Origin of the sequence: Woronichinia naegeliana WA131 (genome assembly GCA_025370055.1) — a bacterium.
GTDB lineage: Bacteria > Cyanobacteriota > Cyanobacteriia > Cyanobacteriales > Microcystaceae > Woronichinia > Woronichinia naegeliana.
The window spans coordinates 7062646-7078085 of record CP073041.1; the positions used below are offsets into that span (position 1 = coordinate 7062646).

General features: G+C 41.8%; 15 protein-coding genes. 3 read left to right on the forward strand and 12 right to left on the reverse strand.

Annotated elements, in window-relative coordinates; genetic code table 11:
• Positions 1–34: 34 nt before the first annotated feature.
• The 10 genes from KA717_35905 to KA717_35950 form a co-directional block, all read right to left on the reverse strand.
• Positions 35–217 carry a hypothetical protein gene (locus KA717_35905; protein ID UXE60806.1) on the reverse strand — a complete coding sequence of 61 codons (183 nt, stop codon included), beginning with the start codon at positions 215–217 and terminating at the stop codon, positions 35–37.
• Between the two features lie 81 nt (positions 218–298).
• Entirely contained in the window at positions 299–541 is a 243-nt protein-coding gene (locus tag KA717_35910) for a hypothetical protein (protein UXE60807.1), read from the reverse strand.
• A gap of 415 nt (positions 542–956) precedes the next feature.
• Positions 957–4454 carry a CHAT domain-containing protein gene (locus tag KA717_35915; protein ID UXE60808.1) on the reverse strand — a complete coding sequence of 1166 codons (3498 nt, stop codon included), beginning with the start codon at positions 4452–4454 and terminating at the stop codon, positions 957–959.
• An 82-nt stretch (positions 4455–4536) separates the two neighbouring features.
• Positions 4537–8112, reverse strand: coding sequence for a CHAT domain-containing protein (locus tag KA717_35920; GenBank protein ID UXE60809.1), 3576 nt, complete (start codon positions 8110–8112; stop codon positions 4537–4539).
• Positions 8113–8272: 160 nt separating this feature from the next.
• Entirely contained in the window at positions 8273–8704 is a 432-nt protein-coding gene (locus KA717_35925; GenBank protein UXE64883.1) for an HNH endonuclease, read from the reverse strand.
• Positions 8679–9065: a hypothetical protein gene (locus KA717_35930; protein UXE60810.1), complete on the reverse strand. Its 387-nt coding sequence runs from the start codon at positions 9063–9065 to the stop codon at positions 8679–8681. The genes KA717_35925 and KA717_35930 overlap by 26 nt, the downstream gene beginning before the upstream one ends.
• A 64-nt stretch (positions 9066–9129) precedes the next feature.
• On the reverse strand, positions 9130–9477 hold the full coding sequence (locus KA717_35935; GenBank protein ID UXE60811.1) for a DUF5615 family PIN-like protein: 348 nt from the start codon (positions 9475–9477) through the stop codon (positions 9130–9132).
• Complete coding sequence (locus KA717_35940; protein ID UXE60812.1) at positions 9474–9791, reverse strand: DUF433 domain-containing protein; 318 nt, start codon at positions 9789–9791, stop codon at positions 9474–9476. Before KA717_35940 ends, KA717_35935 begins: the two co-directional genes overlap by 4 nt.
• 178 nt (positions 9792–9969) lie before the next feature.
• Positions 9970–11061, reverse strand: a complete 1092-nt coding sequence (locus KA717_35945; GenBank protein UXE60813.1) for a tetratricopeptide repeat protein — start codon at positions 11059–11061, stop codon at positions 9970–9972.
• Complete coding sequence (locus tag KA717_35950) at positions 11058–12362, reverse strand: tetratricopeptide repeat protein (GenBank protein ID UXE60814.1); 1305 nt, start codon at positions 12360–12362, stop codon at positions 11058–11060. The genes KA717_35945 and KA717_35950 overlap by 4 nt, the downstream gene beginning before the upstream one ends.
• A 211-nt stretch (positions 12363–12573) precedes the next feature.
• On the opposite strand from KA717_35950, the gene KA717_35955 reads away from it, so the two are divergent.
• The gene (locus KA717_35955; protein ID UXE60815.1) at positions 12574–12798 is read left to right on the forward strand and encodes a hypothetical protein; all 225 of its coding nucleotides are present in this window, start codon (positions 12574–12576) and stop codon (positions 12796–12798) included.
• 218 nt (positions 12799–13016) lie between these two features.
• On the forward strand, positions 13017–13262 hold the full coding sequence (locus tag KA717_35960; protein ID UXE60816.1) for a hypothetical protein: 246 nt from the start codon (positions 13017–13019) through the stop codon (positions 13260–13262).
• Positions 13263–13321: 59 nt separating this feature from the next.
• Here KA717_35960 and KA717_35965 read toward each other — a convergent pair whose 3' ends face one another.
• Both KA717_35965 and KA717_35970 read right to left on the reverse strand, forming a co-directional pair.
• Complete coding sequence (locus tag KA717_35965) at positions 13322–13738, reverse strand: DUF29 domain-containing protein (GenBank protein ID UXE64884.1); 417 nt, start codon at positions 13736–13738, stop codon at positions 13322–13324.
• Positions 13739–13825: 87 nt separating this feature from the next.
• Positions 13826–13933 carry a GxxExxY protein gene (locus tag KA717_35970; GenBank protein ID UXE60817.1) on the reverse strand — a complete coding sequence of 36 codons (108 nt, stop codon included), beginning with the start codon at positions 13931–13933 and terminating at the stop codon, positions 13826–13828.
• A 192-nt stretch (positions 13934–14125) separates the two neighbouring features.
• On the opposite strand from KA717_35970, the gene KA717_35975 reads away from it, so the two are divergent.
• On the forward strand, positions 14126–15205 hold the full coding sequence (locus KA717_35975) for an IS1 family transposase (GenBank protein ID UXE60818.1): 1080 nt from the start codon (positions 14126–14128) through the stop codon (positions 15203–15205).
• Positions 15206–15440 lie beyond the last annotated feature (235 nt).

The window sequence follows — 15440 nt, forward strand, 5'->3', positions numbered from 1 at the left end:
GGATTATAAGAGAATTGGGAGACAAATCTGACGGTTATATGCACTTGATTTGCCTTTTTTCGTTTTTTCCCTCTACCCATTCTTGCAAAAATACTTCGTCAATGTCTTGATCTGCACCAATCACCGTTACCAGTTGGTTGGGATTGTCTAAGTATCCTAGTCTTTGAATCGCTAAGGCTTCAGCCGAAGACTTTGTTTGACGAATTGCTTGAGCCATTGATAGACCTCATTAATGGAGACGTTTTTAATAATACTTAAAACTGAATAATAACGCGATCGCCGCCAGGTTCTTTTATTTTTAATCGGGTAGTTGTAATAATTCATCGCCAATTAAGTCGGGCAGATTTTCTGTGTGAACGTGTAAATGACTAATCGAGCCAACTAATTCGGCTAAAATATCGCCTTTTTGATCATTGCTAAGATTAGATAATCTAAGTTGATGAAGAAGGGTTAAAACTGTATTGCATTCTTCTTCTAATTCTGATAATAAAGTTTCTAAAGTAGGATTAAGAATTGATGAGTTTTTTGTTTGGAGAAGCATTTAATGACCTCTTTTTAATCGTTTTTCGGCTCTGACTAAACTTTTTTCGAGTCCAGAGATTTCTCGTCTCCAGTAGTGGATAAGGTTAAAATCGGGAGATTCCTTTTGTTGTTCATCGGCAATTTTTTGGTGATGTCTGGAGATTTGATAACGCAAGCTCTTGACGGATTTGCGAAATTGTTTTTTCGGCAATGATGAACTCCTTTTAACCAGTGAGCATGTTTATCCTGTTTTACTCTAATGATTACCGACCAATCTTACTGTGTCAATAAATGGTTTCAAGCCTTAAACTTCTACCCCATCATCCCCAAGTCCCCAACTCTCGAATATCCGCAATAATTTCAGCAACCACTGCGGCATCAGGAGAACGTAATCGATTTACAGCAAGGCTTTCACTGATTTTTGCTTATTTGCTTTAACGCCATTCCCCCTGAAGGACAAAGGCTGACCAGTAATAGGGCGATTTCCATTCAGTTTCGTTTTGCATTTGCAATTGCGCTTCCCGTAGGGCTTGGACGGGGGGAAGTTTTTTCTCTAAAATTAACTTATAAAATCGGGTCATCAATTCCGCCGTTGCTTGGTCATCTACTTGCCAGAGGCTAACTAATACTCTTGGTGTCCCTGCATACATAAATCCTCTTGTTAAGCCGACTAAGCCTTCCCCTTTGATTTCTTGGCCTAAGCCCGTTTCGCAGGCACTCAGTACCACTAATTCCGCAGGCAGATTAAGGTTAAAGATTTCGTTGAGGCGTAGGAAGCCATTGATCGGTGTTCCTTTGGCATCTACTAAGGAGAGAATGATGCCAGAATCGGTGGGTTCTTCTCCATTAAAAACACCGTGAGTCGCTAGATGGATGATGCGATACTGACTGAGTTGGGGATTGATGGCCAAATTAAGGTTAGCTCGGTCATCAAAGGCGGCGTTGGTTTCGGTTTTGGGGAGTAGCGCGAGGATGGCTTGGGCTTCTTGGCGAGTGCCAGGGAGTCGCGTAAATTGGTTATTGTCTCCTACTGCACGGCTTTTTTTAAGGGTTTTTGTGACACGGTTGATAGCTAATTGGTTTAAGTCGGGGTTGGTTGGGGAAATGGGTTGTTTTTGAGGTGCTTTAAGGCGTTGATCGTCTGCACTGAAAATTGGGTCAGCAAGAATGGCAAGGGTTTTGGGGGCGGGTTTGCGGTTTTGGGTGTCTTGGCGAATGAGGGCAATACTAGAACTGGAGGGCAGGTTAACCAGTTCGTGTTGGTTAATCAGAGGTTTGTCGTTGAGGGTGAAGATAGAAAAAGGGATGTAATTCAATACACCATCGGGAACGATAATTAAGCGTTTTTGATTTAGTTTAGCGGCGGGAGTGAGGACAAGTTGGCTGAGTTGGTTGGCGGCTTGGCTAATATTTGCGGTGTCATCTTTGCCGAATTGAATGGCATTCAGGAGTTCTCGTGCGGCGGTTTCAATTTCTTTTTGGGCGGGGAGAATGTGGGAGGTGAATCCGTTTTTGGTAATGATCCAGAGGTAGCTTTTCTCTTCGCCGAGGGAGTATTGCAGAAGGGCGGTTTCGGGGTCGAGAGTTTGCTGTTGGACTTGGGCTTGGGTAAGAGGTTGGGGATATTTGAGAGCGGCGTATTTGGGGGATTTGACGCGGATTGTGTCTTGAATAGCTTGATATTGGGCAAGTAAATTTTTGCGTTCTTGTTGAAAAAAGGCTTTTTGTTGGTCGGTAGGATTTTTATTAATAAGCTCGCTCCATTGTTTTTCAAGGGCGGTAGTTTTATCTTTAAGAGCATTTTCTTGATCTAACAGCTTGGGATTAACACCCTGGCGAATATCGGCATTAGATTCGTTGAGCAGTTCCAGCAGGGTTCTAGCACGACTACGTTCACTGGTATCAAAAGCTTGGGCATTATAGCCTTGGGTAGAATCTTGTTGGTGTAAATCCATCAAAATATCAATTTTCAAGGCATAGTAATCTTGTTTGGTAGCAAAAAAGCTAGTTTTCAGTTCAGGATTGACAATCTCTTGACGAATATTTTCAACAATGTCTATGGCTTCACTGATGGAACTTAAGGCGGCTTTTAGATCGCCCTCTTTTCGTTCTAATTTAGCGAGATCGTAGAGGGTTTGCGATTTCTCTGGTTGAAAACTAAGGTCTTGGTAGAGGGCAAGTTGATCTCGATAGGTTTGGATCGCTTTTTGAGGTTGTTTGAGAGCGATATAGACTTCAGCAAGAGTCGTAAAAACAATGGCTTCTACTGTCGGAAACTGAGACTGTTGAGCTAGGCTCTGGGCTTTTTGGGCATATTCGAGGGCTTCAGGATAATTTTTCTGCTTTAATTTAGCTTTAGCAAGGACGTTATTAACTGTGGCTTGCATGAGTAGCTTTGTTTCAATTACTTCCAATTTTTCCGCGATCGCTAATGCTTCATTACTACTGGCGATCACCTGCTGCTCGTTGCTTGTATCTAGATAAACTTGACTGATGCGGAATTTAGAGCGAGCGGCCTGTAGGCAATTGCCAGTCGTTTCAGCGATCAAAAAAGCTTGCTGATAGAGTTTTAGGGATTCGGGATAATTTTTTAACTTTCGGTAAACAGTTCCCATGTCTTGTAGGGCAGTAATTTCTTCAGATCGCTTACCCATATCCTGAAAAATAGACAGGGCTTTCTGATAGGTATCGAGGCTAGAATCATAGGCCCCCAGAGAGAAGTAGATGTAACCGAGGGTTGATAAGGTATCGGCTTCGTCAGGGCGGATATTAAGCTGTCGTCGAATCTCTAAAGATTGATTTAAGGTATTAATTGCCTCTTGCTTTTTCCCTTGACGATTGAGAATATCGGCAATGCTTTCTAAGGCTTCTGCTTCTTGCGGCTTAGCTCCCATGAATTGCAAGAGTTTTAATTGTTGTTGATAAGTATCAAGAGCTTGGGGATATTGTCCGAGTCTGGCAGACTCCAAGCTTGCTAACATACCTAAAAAATCAGCTTCTGTCTTGATATTTTCTTGCTTGCGATATTTTTGGACAAATTGTTGGAAGCTTTCGATAGTGTTAGTAGCAGGTTCAGAAGCAGGTTCGGATGAATTCGGTACATTAGCCGATGGTTCTGGGGAAGATGGTTTTTGTAATGTTGCAATTTGATCAGAACAGCTAGATGTTGACAATGAGGCGTAAATTAGGTCAAAAATGCTTCTATCTCTTTTAAATTCAGGATCGAGCGCGTTAGCTTGCTTTAGAGACTCTATGGCTTTTTTGACTTCTCCCAAACTAATAAGATAAAACCCGGTAATAAAATCAAGTGTTTCAGCTTGTTTAACAACATCACCTCTAGCTCGCCAGAAAGATAGAGCTTGGTTATAGTAATCAAGTCCTTTCTGGTTTTGTCCTAAATTTTGACTGTAAGTCTGTCCAATGCTTGTTAAGGTAGTCGGTGTCACTTCGGGAGTATCAGGAAACAGGGACGGAACTTGTTGAGAATAATCGATCGCCTTCTGATATTGCCCTATATCCTTATAAATTAAAGACAAGGAACCAACGGCTGCTCCCTGACATTCTCGATCATTCAATGCTTCACAAGCCGATGCCGCTTGCTGGGCATACTCTAATGCTTTTGCATATTCTCCTCGAAACCAGTAGAGTTTAGCGATGTAGTCGAGTTTTTTTGCTACTTGAAGGCGATCGCCCGTTAATTGCCAGTACTTTAACGATTCAAGTTGTTTAGGAATCACCTGGGTCGCCAGGGGCGCGTCTTCTCCCATTAATTTTCTGGCTTCTGTGTCTGCTTTCTCTGCCGCAATACGGTTAGGGTCGAGATTGGGACTGACTGGCGGGGTTTGAGCAAGAGATAAGGACGGAATCAGGCTACTCGGTAAGGCGATCGCTAATGGCAACAGAAAGTGAAAAGGGTTTAGCTTTATAGGCATAGGACAATCTAAAAGAAGAGCATGGGAGAATGGAATCAAATTTTATAGGTATATCAGTATGATTAAGCTGCTAGATACAAATCTAACGCCATTCCCCCTGAAGAACAAAGGCAGACCAGTAATAAGGAGATTTCCACTCAGTTTCTTTTTGCATTTGCAATTGTGCTTCCCGTAGAGCTTGGGCGGGAGGAAGTTTTTTCTCTAAAACTAACTTATAAAATCGGGTCATCAATTCTGCCGTTGCTTGGTCATCTACTTGCCAGAGGCTAACTAATACTCTTGGTGTACCTGCATACATAAAGCCTCTGGTCAGTCCTACTAAGCCTTCCCCTTTGATTTCTTGGCCTAGGCCAGTTTCGCAGGCACTCAGTACCACTAATTCCGCAGGTAAATTAAGGTTAAAGATTTCGTTAAGCCGTAGGAAGCCATTGATCGGTGTTCCTTTGGCATCTACTAAGGAGAGAATGATGCCAGAATCGGTGGGTTCTTCTCCATTAAAAACGCCGTGAGTCGCTAGATGGATGATGCGATATTGGCTGAGTTGGGGATTGATGGCCAAATTAAGGCTGGCTCGGTCGTCGAAGGCGGCGGCAGTTTCGGTTTTGGGGAGTAGGGCGAGGATAGCTTGGGCTTCTTGGCGAGTACCAGGAAGTCGCGTAAATTGGTTATTGTCTCCTACTGCACGGCTTTTTTTAAGCGTTTTTGTGACACGGTTGAGGGCTAATTGGTTTAGGTCGGGGTTGGTTGGGGAAATGGGTTGTTTTTGAGGAGTTTTGAGGCGTGGATCGTCTGCACTAAAAATGGGGTCGGCGAGGATGGCCAAGGTTTTGGGGGCGGGTTTGCGGTTTTGGGTTTCTTGGCGAATCAGGGCAATACTGGAACTGGAGGGCAGGTTAACCAGTTCATATTGGTTAATCAGGGGTTTATCGTTAAGGGTGAGGGTAGCAAAGGGGACGTAACTCAGCACGCCATCGGGAACGATAACTAAACGTTTTTGCTTCAATTGAGCGGCGGGAGTGAGGACAAGTTGGCTGAGTTGGTTGGCGGCTTGGCTAATATTGGCTGTGTCATCTTTGCCGTATTGAATGGCATTCAGGAGTTCTCGTGCGGCGGTTTCGATTTCTTTTTGGGCGGGGAGAATGTGGGAGGTGAATCCGTTTTTGGTGATGATCCAGAGGTAGCTTTTCTCTTCGCCGAGGGAATATTGCAGAAGGGCGGTGTCGGGATCGAGAATTTGCTGTTGGACTTGGGCTAGGGTCAGAGGTTGGGGATATTTAAGGGCGGCGTATTTGGGGGATTTGGCACGGATTGTATCTTGAATTGCCTGATATTGGGCCAGTAAATTCTTGCGTTCTTGTTGAAAAAAGGCTTTTTGTTGCTCGGTAGGATTTTTATTAATAAGCTCGCTCCATTGTTTTTCAAGGGCGGTAGTTTTATCTTTAAGAGCATTTTCTTGATCTACCAGTTTGGGATCAACACCTTGGCGAATATCGGCATTGGATTCGTTGAGCAGTTCCAGCAGTGTTCTAGCACGACTACGTTCACTGGTATCAAAAGCTTGGGCGTTATAGCCTTGGGTAGGATCTTGTTGGTGTAAATCCATCAAAATATCAATTTTTAAGGCATAGTAATCTTGTTTGGTGGCAAAAAAGCTAGTTTTCAGTTCGGGATTGACAATCTCTTGACGAATATTTTCAACAATATCTATGGCTTCACTGATGGAGCTTAAGGCGGCTTTTAGATCGCCCTCTTTTCGTTCTAATTTAGCCAGATCGTAGAGGGTTTGCGATTTCTCTGGTTGCCAACTAAGGGCTTGGTAGAGAGCAAGTTGATCTCGATAGGTTTGGATCGCTTTTTGGGGTTGTTTGAGAGCGACATAGACTTCAGCAAGACTCGTGAACATAGCGGCTTCTAATGTCCGATACTGAGATTGTTGAGCTAGGCTTTGGGCTTTTTGGGCATATTCGAGGGCTTCAGGATAATTTTCCTGCTTTAATTTAGCTTTAGCAAGAACATTGTTAATTTTGGCTTGGGTAACGAACTTCATTTCAATCAAATCTATTTTCTCAGCGATCGCCAATGTTTCATGACTACTGATGATCGCCTGCTGATCCTTGCCTGTATCTAGATAAACTTGACTGATACGGTATTTAGATTGAGCGGCGTGTAGGCAATTGCCAGTCGTTTCAGCGATCAAAAAAGCTTGCTGATAGAGTTTTAGGGCTTCGGGATAATTTTTTAACTTTTTGTAAACAGATCCCATGTCTTGTAGGGCGGTAATTTCATCAGATCTCATACCTGTATCCCGAAAAATAGACAAGGCTTTCTGATAGGTGTCGAGACTAGAATCATAGGCTCCCAGAGAGAGGTAGATGCGGCCAAGGGTTGATAAGGTATTGGCTTCGCTAGGGAGGATATTAAGCTGTCGTCGAATCTCTAAAGATTGATTTAAGGTATTAATTGCCTCTTGCTTTTTCCCTTGATCATTGAGAATAGAGGCAATGTCTTCTAAGACTCTTGCTTCTTCTGGTTTAGCTCCCATGAATTGCCAAAGTTTTAATTCTTGTTGATAAGTATCAAGAGCCTGGGGATATTGTCCGACTCTGACATACTCCAAGCCTAGTAACCTTAAAAATTGAGCTTCTGCCCTGATATTTTCTTGCTTGCGATATTTTTGGACAGATTGTTGGAAGCTTTCGATATTGTTAGTAGCAGGTTCAGAAGCAGATTCAGGTGAATTCGGTACATTAGCCGATGGTTCTGGGGAAGGTGGTTTTTGCAATGTTGCAATTTGATCAGAACAGCTAAATGTTGACAATAAATCGTAATTTAGGTCAGCAATCTTTCTATTATATTCAGGATCGAGCGCGTTAGCTTGTTTTAGAGAATCTATGGCTTTTTGGTTTTCTCCCAAGTTAACAAGATAAAAAGAGGCAATAAAGTCAAGTCTTCTAGCTTGTTCAACAACATCACCTCTGGTTCGCCAGAAAGAAAGGGCTTGGTTATAGTAATCAAATGCTTTCTGGTTTTGTCCTAATTCACCATAACTCTGTCCAATGCTTGTTAAGGCACTCGATGTCATTTCGGGAGTATCAGGAAATAATGAAGGAAGTTGTTGAAAATAATCGATCGCCTTCTGATATTGCCCTATCTCCTTATAAATTAAAGACAAGGAAGTAACGGCGAGTCCCTTACATACTCGATCATTCAATGCTTCACAAGCCGATGCCGCTTGCTGGGCATACTCTAATGCTTTTGGATATTCTCCTCGCAACCAGTAGAATTTAGCGATGACATCGAGTCTTTTTGCTACCTCAAGGCGATCGCCCGTTAATTGCCAGTACTTTAACGCTTCAATCCATTTGGGAATCACCTGGGTCGCAAGGGGCGCGTCTTCTTGCAGTAATTTTCTGGCTTCTGCTTCTGCTTTCTCTGCCGCAATACGGTTAGGGTCGGTGCTTTTTGGAGGAGATTGGTTTTGAGTTTGTATTACTGGATCTGTCGTGGAGGATTGAGCAACAGTTGTTTGGGCAATGACCGCTTCTGTTGCCGTTACTAGGGGAGACAGTCCCCCAGCAAGCAACAAAATGCCAACTATCAAAACTTTAGAAGAATAAGTCATAGGAGCAGGAGGGAAGTTAAACTTCATAACCGACATTCCGCAGGTTGCCGCCACCCATAGAGTAATTAATTTAAACTACTCTATTCATAGTGTATTAAAACAAATTAACGCCATGTAGAAAGAGCATCTATTTGTATTTATACGCTATCTGTAGCGTTTGCGGAATGTGGGTCATAAGAAAGCCCGTAAATTTTGCCTAATCACTCGGAGGATGCCAGCCAGCCTGCACCCAATAGCTACGAACTATCAAAGCGTCTGCATCATCACTCAGATGAAGTGCAGAAACAGTTGCCCTACCAATGGATGTCAACCCAACAATAATAATACCGTCTTCAGCCCATCGGAAGTGTTTAGACCAAATTTGAGTCGCTGGATTAAAAAGTGGGACTCTTTCACCAGTTTCAGGGTCAATGCCCGTCGTTTTGTCGCTTTTGTAACGATTACACAAAGGACAAGCCAACCATAAATTAGACTCATCACTACTCCCTTTTTTGGCAAGCGGAATGATGTGTTCAATCTCCAAACGAGCCATCACCAAGTGCTGAGGACTCAAACAATAACCGCAGCGATAACGAGCTTTAGCGCGAACCCGACGCTCAACTTCAATTGGGATATAGGGACGTGCCATCACTCAAAGCAGGGCGTAAACCCCGTTCAACAGCCACTTTTAAAGCACGAGCTTTATGAATTAAACCCCGCCGATAAACTTGCATCAGTCCATCTAGTCGGCTAACACCAGCTTCATTAAGTTCTCCTTCTCGACTTTGGGCTAACAGACCGCTAAATATCTCTTGCTGTGCGTCTTCCATCTGGAGATCGCAAAGAGCTAAAATCTGGTTATCTGACAAAGATTCGATAGGGAGTTCACTAATAGCATAATCAATCCACTCGACTAAGATTTCTTCCAGCCGTCTATGGGTGAGTGTTGCAATTTGCTTGGCTTGTTGGGCTAAGGCTTCAGGCAGTTCCAAGGTGACAGTTTCAGTCATTTTTTCTAATCATGATGAGTGTACACAGACAGTAGCCTTAAAAAAGGGGACTAGGATACCAGCATCAAATATACCGAACATGGTTTTCCATCTCATCTGCTGTCACTTGATTTACAACAACCAATAATCGTTGTGCAATTTCTTGGGGCGGACGACGGACAGCGAAAATAACACCATAGTGCATTTGCTCAGTATTAAAATAAATTTGCGTTAGTTCTTCAAAGTCAGTTCGATTGTGCGTAACCAATGTTCTTTTTTGGCTAACAGCATAAGCAAGCTGCTCTTCATCACTCGCCGAAAGTCTTCCCGCATCCCTTACCGTAAGACTATCAAACCCCCTAGCTTTTAATAAGTCTGCTATCATCACATTGACATCCTCATCAAGATATAGACGGATAAAAACATTACTCATAAATCTTTGACCAATGGATCAATCAATTCATCAGGAATGCAGTTAAATTCGATGTAATTATTAATCTCATTCTGATGGTCACTATAGTAACTTAACGCATCAAATACTTGTGCCAATGTTAAATGAGGCATCCCCGTAGGTATTTCTTCAGGGGCAATACCTGTACGCCAGGTCTCAACAATCGCCCTGACAGGTGTGCGGGTTCCCTTAATAATCGGCTCCCCTTTAAGAATGCGATCATCTCTAACAATATAAAGATGTTCTGTTACTTGAACCATCGCTGTTTTTACCCCATAGGAAAACTTTAAATCCAATTATAGCGATAATGCTACTTTCAATTTAGCGATCGCCTGTAGTAGAGATGCCGCTTTGAAAGGGAAAAAACAGATAAATTAAAGGTAGAGGCTTGGTCTCCAAGTCTTGCACTCTCAGGATTTGGAAACCAAACCCCTACTTTTGTGCAGTAGCTTTTAAAAGGGAGAAAAATAATCTTTAACTGTTTTTTAACCGTTTTTGAATTTCCTCGATCCGTTGTGCCAATAGCTTCACCTGGGACTCATCCCCCAAAACAGCATAACTAGCCTGAGCCTTTTTCAACCAAGAAAGAGCCTCCTCCTTCTTCCCTAGTCCAAAACTGGCCTCTCCTAACCCCGATTGAGCTTCCGCTTCACCCTCTTGATCTCCCGATTTTTGGGCAAGGGCTAAGGCCTGCTGGTAAGCCTGCTGGGCCTGTTGATTTAAACCCGTCTGTAGCAACAAATCCCCCAATAAGCTATAAACCACCCGATTTTGGCTTTTCTGTTGACTGAGAGGCTGCAAAAGGGCGATCGCTTCTGCCTTAAGGTTATTCCCTTCATAGAGATAGGCTAGGGACAAAGTTTCCACTTCTGGAGACAAACCCTGTTTTTTAAGACTCGTCGCCTCCTCCTCAACAACCTTTGCCTTCTCCGTAGCCATCAGCCCAAACATCAAATTGGCCCCTACTTCCTGCCTAGACGATACCCCCTTATCCGTCGTTACCGTCAACAAATACTTTACTCCCGACTTCAAGGGTTCTTGCCCTCCATAAAGTACCTGGGTCTCCTTAGTTTCTGTTTGCCAATCTAAGCCGCCGCCCTCTAACTGCACCTGATAACGAGTTGCTCCCTTCACAGGATTCCACTTTAACAAAGGGCGATCGCTTAAAAGCTCCGTATTGCGAGGACTGATAATGTAAGGAGTCAGCGCATTTTGCCCACGGGTTTGGCCACGAGCAACCTTACGGGGACGGGAAGCGGTTCCCCTCGGACAACCCTCAGAGACTCTAAATTGTTTACCCGCAGTGGGTTGCCAGCGTTCTGTGTTACTACACAAGAGAAATGCAGAGGCATTTGAACCCATTTGTAAGTAGTCATTGGGACGTAAAAGCGAACCAGTACTAGCTTTTTGGAAAGCTTTCCAGTTCTCCTTCTTAATTTTGACTTCGCCTTTATTGACGATTAAAATATTAATGCCCGTTGATTCGCTTAAACTCAATTCAGACAAACCGATGACTATCCCACCTGCAATCAATACGGATGCGACTAACTGTTTTTTGGGTATCATGGAGTAGATTTTTTTTCGAGATTTAATTTTTGTTTAGCGAGGGAAAACCAGGTTTCCTCCTCAGCGTTACGAACATTTCTGGCTGCTAACCGCTTATTGACTAAATCATAGCATTGTCGCCACTGTTCAACTGCGCCCGATGATTTTTGTGCCTCTAGGACTTGGGCCAAGAGACAATTAGCCGCCCCTGGATTGAGAATATAGGACTGAATTTCTGGAATACGAGCAATACCGATCGCCGTATCTAAAAATCCCTGAGCTTCTTGATAGTTTGCTTGCTTAAGTTTCGCCCAGCCTAAATTTTTGAACATACTATATTTAACAGCATTTAAGTCATTAGATACATTTGCTTCTTGTTGTTCTTTTTGCTCCATCAATGCCAAACCATCTTTTAATAACAGAACAGCCTCTGAGTATTTATTTTCTAAAATATACAAACGTGCTAAATTATTATAAGCATCGGGAACACCTCCCTTAGCTGCAATGATGTAATATTTACGGGCATTGTCAAAATTTTGCAATTCTTCATAAAGATTTCCTAGATTATACGTCGCATCCAAATTATTACCATCTAAGGCGATCGCCTTTAAATAATTTCGCTCTGCATTTGTTAACTGACCTTTTTCTTCCGCTCGACGGCCTTCTCGATTAATTTCTTGAGAAAATTGAGGTTGTAGAAACCAAATAATTAGTAAAAAGCCAAATAAAGAGGCCGTAGGAATAAATTTTGCCTGCTCATAGAGATAGGGCGGAATTTTGAGCCGATTGAACAGTCGGTTAAACCCTTCTTGACCCGAAGAAGTTAATTCGTTATTTGCCTGCAATAAAACTAAAATACTTGGCAAGGCAATGGTTAATACCTCGGTTAATCCAGAAGCACCGCTAAAAAAGCGAGTTGCTAAAGTTCCCAATAAACCTAAATTCATTGTCCATACGCTCAGCCTTGCCCCCTTCCATAACCAAGCAAATTTGTCGGAAGAGTCAGATTCAACCGTCGAATCTAGGTTCCACCACCATTCCTGGGGCGTGACAGAAAGAGAATTGCGATAGGTCGCTAAATCCAAAATTTGGGAGATTAAAGCCGCATTTTCTTGGAGTCGATTGTCTAATACCACTAATCTTTCTAAAAGATTTGCTGTTACTGGGTTTTCAGCCCCTAAAGCTTTTTGAACTTTGTCTCTCGCGGTTAAAATATTGACTGCCTGCTCACCATTAGGCGTTTCGCTATTTTGCCAACTACTCAACACCGATTCATAATCGCTCAAAGCAGTATCTAAAAGTGAAGACTCAGGGGAAGACATTGTAGCTCCAGATTTTGATCGTGATTTTATTGTAGGGCGATCGCCGTGAAGTATTTACGCCACTTGCAAAAGGGGTTTGGGACTGGGTAAATGGTTCATCTTTTACGCGATCGCAGTGAAGTATTTACGCCACAGGCAAAAAGAGTTGTTTTATTTTCTGAAATGATTGCTAGACTGAGATTGTAACCTAAAACTTATTGGAGAGTCCTCAATGCAACCATTGAAATCAATTTTTGCTGACAACATGAAGCATCTTGGAACAACTCTTGAGGAACAAATTAAAAAAAATCAACCACTTATGGAATGGTTAAAACAAGAACTAGAAGTCGAAATTACTGAAGAAGAGGCTCAAGTTAACCATGAAAAATTAAAAAGTCTCAAACTAACCCTAGATAGTTTTCGTCCCGAAGGTCATAAACTTTTTAGCGAAAAATGATTATTTTTTTGGACACTGGTGTTCTTGGCGTTTTGGCTTCTCCCAACGACAAATAAGAGGTTAGAGACTGTCAACAATGGCTCTATTCTTTAACGATTAGAGGGACTTACTGTGTCAGTTCAGATATTTGTGATTATGAACTCAGAAGAAGTTTAATTTTAGAATCTTTTAAATATGATAACGAGAAAAGTATCAAAAAGTTGGATGAGCTTCAATCATTGATTGACTTTTTTCCTGTTACTAGCCAAGTCCTAAATCATGCTGCTTATCTATGGGCAAATTCTCGTCGTCAGGGGCAACCGACCGCAGACCCCAAAACCTTAGATGCGGATGTTATTATCGCCGCTCAATGTCAGTTTTTAATACAAGATTATCCTGGTCAGAGTCTTATTTGTGCAACCACGAATGTTAATCATTTAAGCCGTTTTATTGAAGCTCAAACTTGGCAAAGTATCATATTTTAAGCCGCCATTCATTCATTCACCTGGAACATGAAGGGATTACACTAATTCAACTAATCATATTATACTCCCATAAAATCCTCATCTAAGAGTTGTTCTGATGTAAAGGGACAAGTCATCGGATAGGCAGTTTCGGGCGGAATGGAAACCCAAAACCTTGCCAGTTTTCCCGCCTTAATCGCTACTTTTCTGGCATCAGGATAAGCTGATTGAATAGCGGTTTCTAGGTGATTTTTTAAAGAGGGGGTATCTCGCAAACTTTTATAAATCCGTTGACGATGTTCGACTACTGAATCATACCAACTGCCTTTCATTGCTTCGGGAACATTGTTTTGGATTTTTAGCTTTAATAAATGGGCGATCAGAATCATTAAGTTACTTTCTAATGCTTTTCTATCTGAGTGTCCCAAATCCGTCAACTCCTCAATTAAATGTTGAGTATCTAAACGGTTAAATTGTTGCTTCTCTAAACAGTCAATCGTCTTTTCTAACCAGCTTTAGAAGTCGCTATCATAAAGGGTTTGTAAGGTTGGGTCATTCATAAAAAATTTCCTGGGTTTGCTTGATTAACTGGGTGATTCTTTTAAAATTTTATCTTCTACAATGAAATCAGCCTGGCGATCACCAATGGGTTCGGGTAAGTCTTTGTAATAAATGGGTTGTTCTATCGCCAATGGGTTTGGGTCAGTCTTTATAATAAATCGCCAATGGGTTTGGCTGGAACTGGTATCGTCTGATTAAAGTTGGAAAAAGTTATGGTGTAAGAGTTTGAGAAAATAGAAAAATAGTTTAAGACTAGACATCGGCCCGTTTTTATTATACTATTATTATTGTCATTATATCAAAGAAGAAGGAAACAGAAAACAATGTCAATATTAAAGAAAAGCTCTATGGAAGTCCTAAATGATGTTGGCTTGTGCCAAGAGAAAGAGGATGCCTTATTTCAGAAAAACTGTCCTCATTGCTATAGTGAAAACGTAAAAATACATTCTCATTATCAAACGAAAGGTAACGGGGAACGTAAAATGTTCATCTGTCAAGAATGTGGTTCTTGTTTTGCTGAGACTTATGGTAGCGTAATCGCTGGCTTAGAAACCCCATTAAGTGAAATTGTAAAAGTATTAAAAGCCAGAATGGAAGGAATAGGATTAAATGCAGCAGCCCGAGTATTCGGCTACGCGAAAACAACAATATTGAATTGGGAAAAGAAATTATCAGGATTACAAGAGACATTATTTTTATACGCCTTAATGAATGAATTTGTTAAATTAGTAATAGAAGGGGATGAACTATACACAAAAGTTGGAAAAAATAAAGAAGCAAGTGCCTCTGAGGGGTGGACAATCGTGCTCATGGACAGGGCTAGCCGCTTTATTTGGCATTTAAAATGTGGTCGAAAAGAGCAGAAATTATTTCTAGAAGCAATGATAACAATAGCGGAATTATTTGAAAGGAGTGCAGAATCTCTCCAGTTATTTACAGATGGAGAAAAGCGATATAGTCAACTGCTATTTAATATTTGTCACGAAGTATTAAAGACTGGAAAGCGAGGTCGTCCCACCAAAGTATTACCGAAGGGTCTTGTGGTAAGACTAAAAAATAAGAGTAGTAAACGTCGAGATTCTGAGGGTAAACTAAAGAAAGTAGAAACTCCGAAACCAGAACATCCAGAGACAACAGAAAAACCAGAAGAAAAGGACGTCCATGCCAACCACGTTGAGGCATTTAATAGTGCTATCCGACGCTATTTAGCCGCCTTTCGTCGTCGTACAAATACTTATGCTAAATCTGTTGTGGGATTACAGCGAGTCCTAGATATTTTCTGGATGGTTCATAACTTTGTTCGCAGCCATTTTACGACTAGAGAAGTTCCTGCTGTAGCTCTCGGTATAATTGAAAAAGGGTTAACTTGGGAGGACTTACTCCAAATTCGCCTGATTTCTTGAACCTCTCGTATTGCAACGTTTGTAGCTTCTAGCTAGACGATACCAGTGCCAGCAAGCCCTATTTAGAATCAATGTAATGCTCTATTTAGTGATTGATCAAGTTTGTTTGCAGTTTGCAGTTTGCAGGTTACTGGCCATTGGTGTCAACTTAAGCCAAAATGCCTACTCACAAAAGATTAGCCTAAAAGCAGGCGGAAGTAAGAGTAGGCTGAAAAAAAGGTTAGTATATAAAAAA

Coding starts and splice junctions, on each gene's coding strand:
- KA717_35905 (UXE60806.1), bottom strand. CDS start 217: ATGGCTCAAGCAATTCGTCAAACAAAGTCTTCGGCTGAAGCCTTAGCG.
- KA717_35910 (UXE60807.1), bottom strand. CDS start 541: ATGCTTCTCCAAACAAAAAACTCATCAATTCTTAATCCTACTTTAGAA.
- KA717_35915 (UXE60808.1), bottom strand. CDS start 4,454: ATGCCTATAAAGCTAAACCCTTTTCACTTTCTGTTGCCATTAGCGATC.
- KA717_35920 (UXE60809.1), bottom strand. CDS start 8,112: ATGTCGGTTATGAAGTTTAACTTCCCTCCTGCTCCTATGACTTATTCT.
- KA717_35925 (UXE64883.1), bottom strand. CDS start 8,704: ATGGCACGTCCCTATATCCCAATTGAAGTTGAGCGTCGGGTTCGCGCT.
- KA717_35930 (UXE60810.1), bottom strand. CDS start 9,065: ATGACTGAAACTGTCACCTTGGAACTGCCTGAAGCCTTAGCCCAACAA.
- KA717_35935 (UXE60811.1), bottom strand. CDS start 9,477: ATGAGTAATGTTTTTATCCGTCTATATCTTGATGAGGATGTCAATGTG.
- KA717_35945 (UXE60813.1), bottom strand. CDS start 11,061: ATGATACCCAAAAAACAGTTAGTCGCATCCGTATTGATTGCAGGTGGG.
- KA717_35950 (UXE60814.1), bottom strand. CDS start 12,362: ATGTCTTCCCCTGAGTCTTCACTTTTAGATACTGCTTTGAGCGATTAT.
- KA717_35955 (UXE60815.1), top strand. CDS start 12,574: ATGCAACCATTGAAATCAATTTTTGCTGACAACATGAAGCATCTTGGA.
- KA717_35975 (UXE60818.1), top strand. CDS start 14,126: ATGTCAATATTAAAGAAAAGCTCTATGGAAGTCCTAAATGATGTTGGC.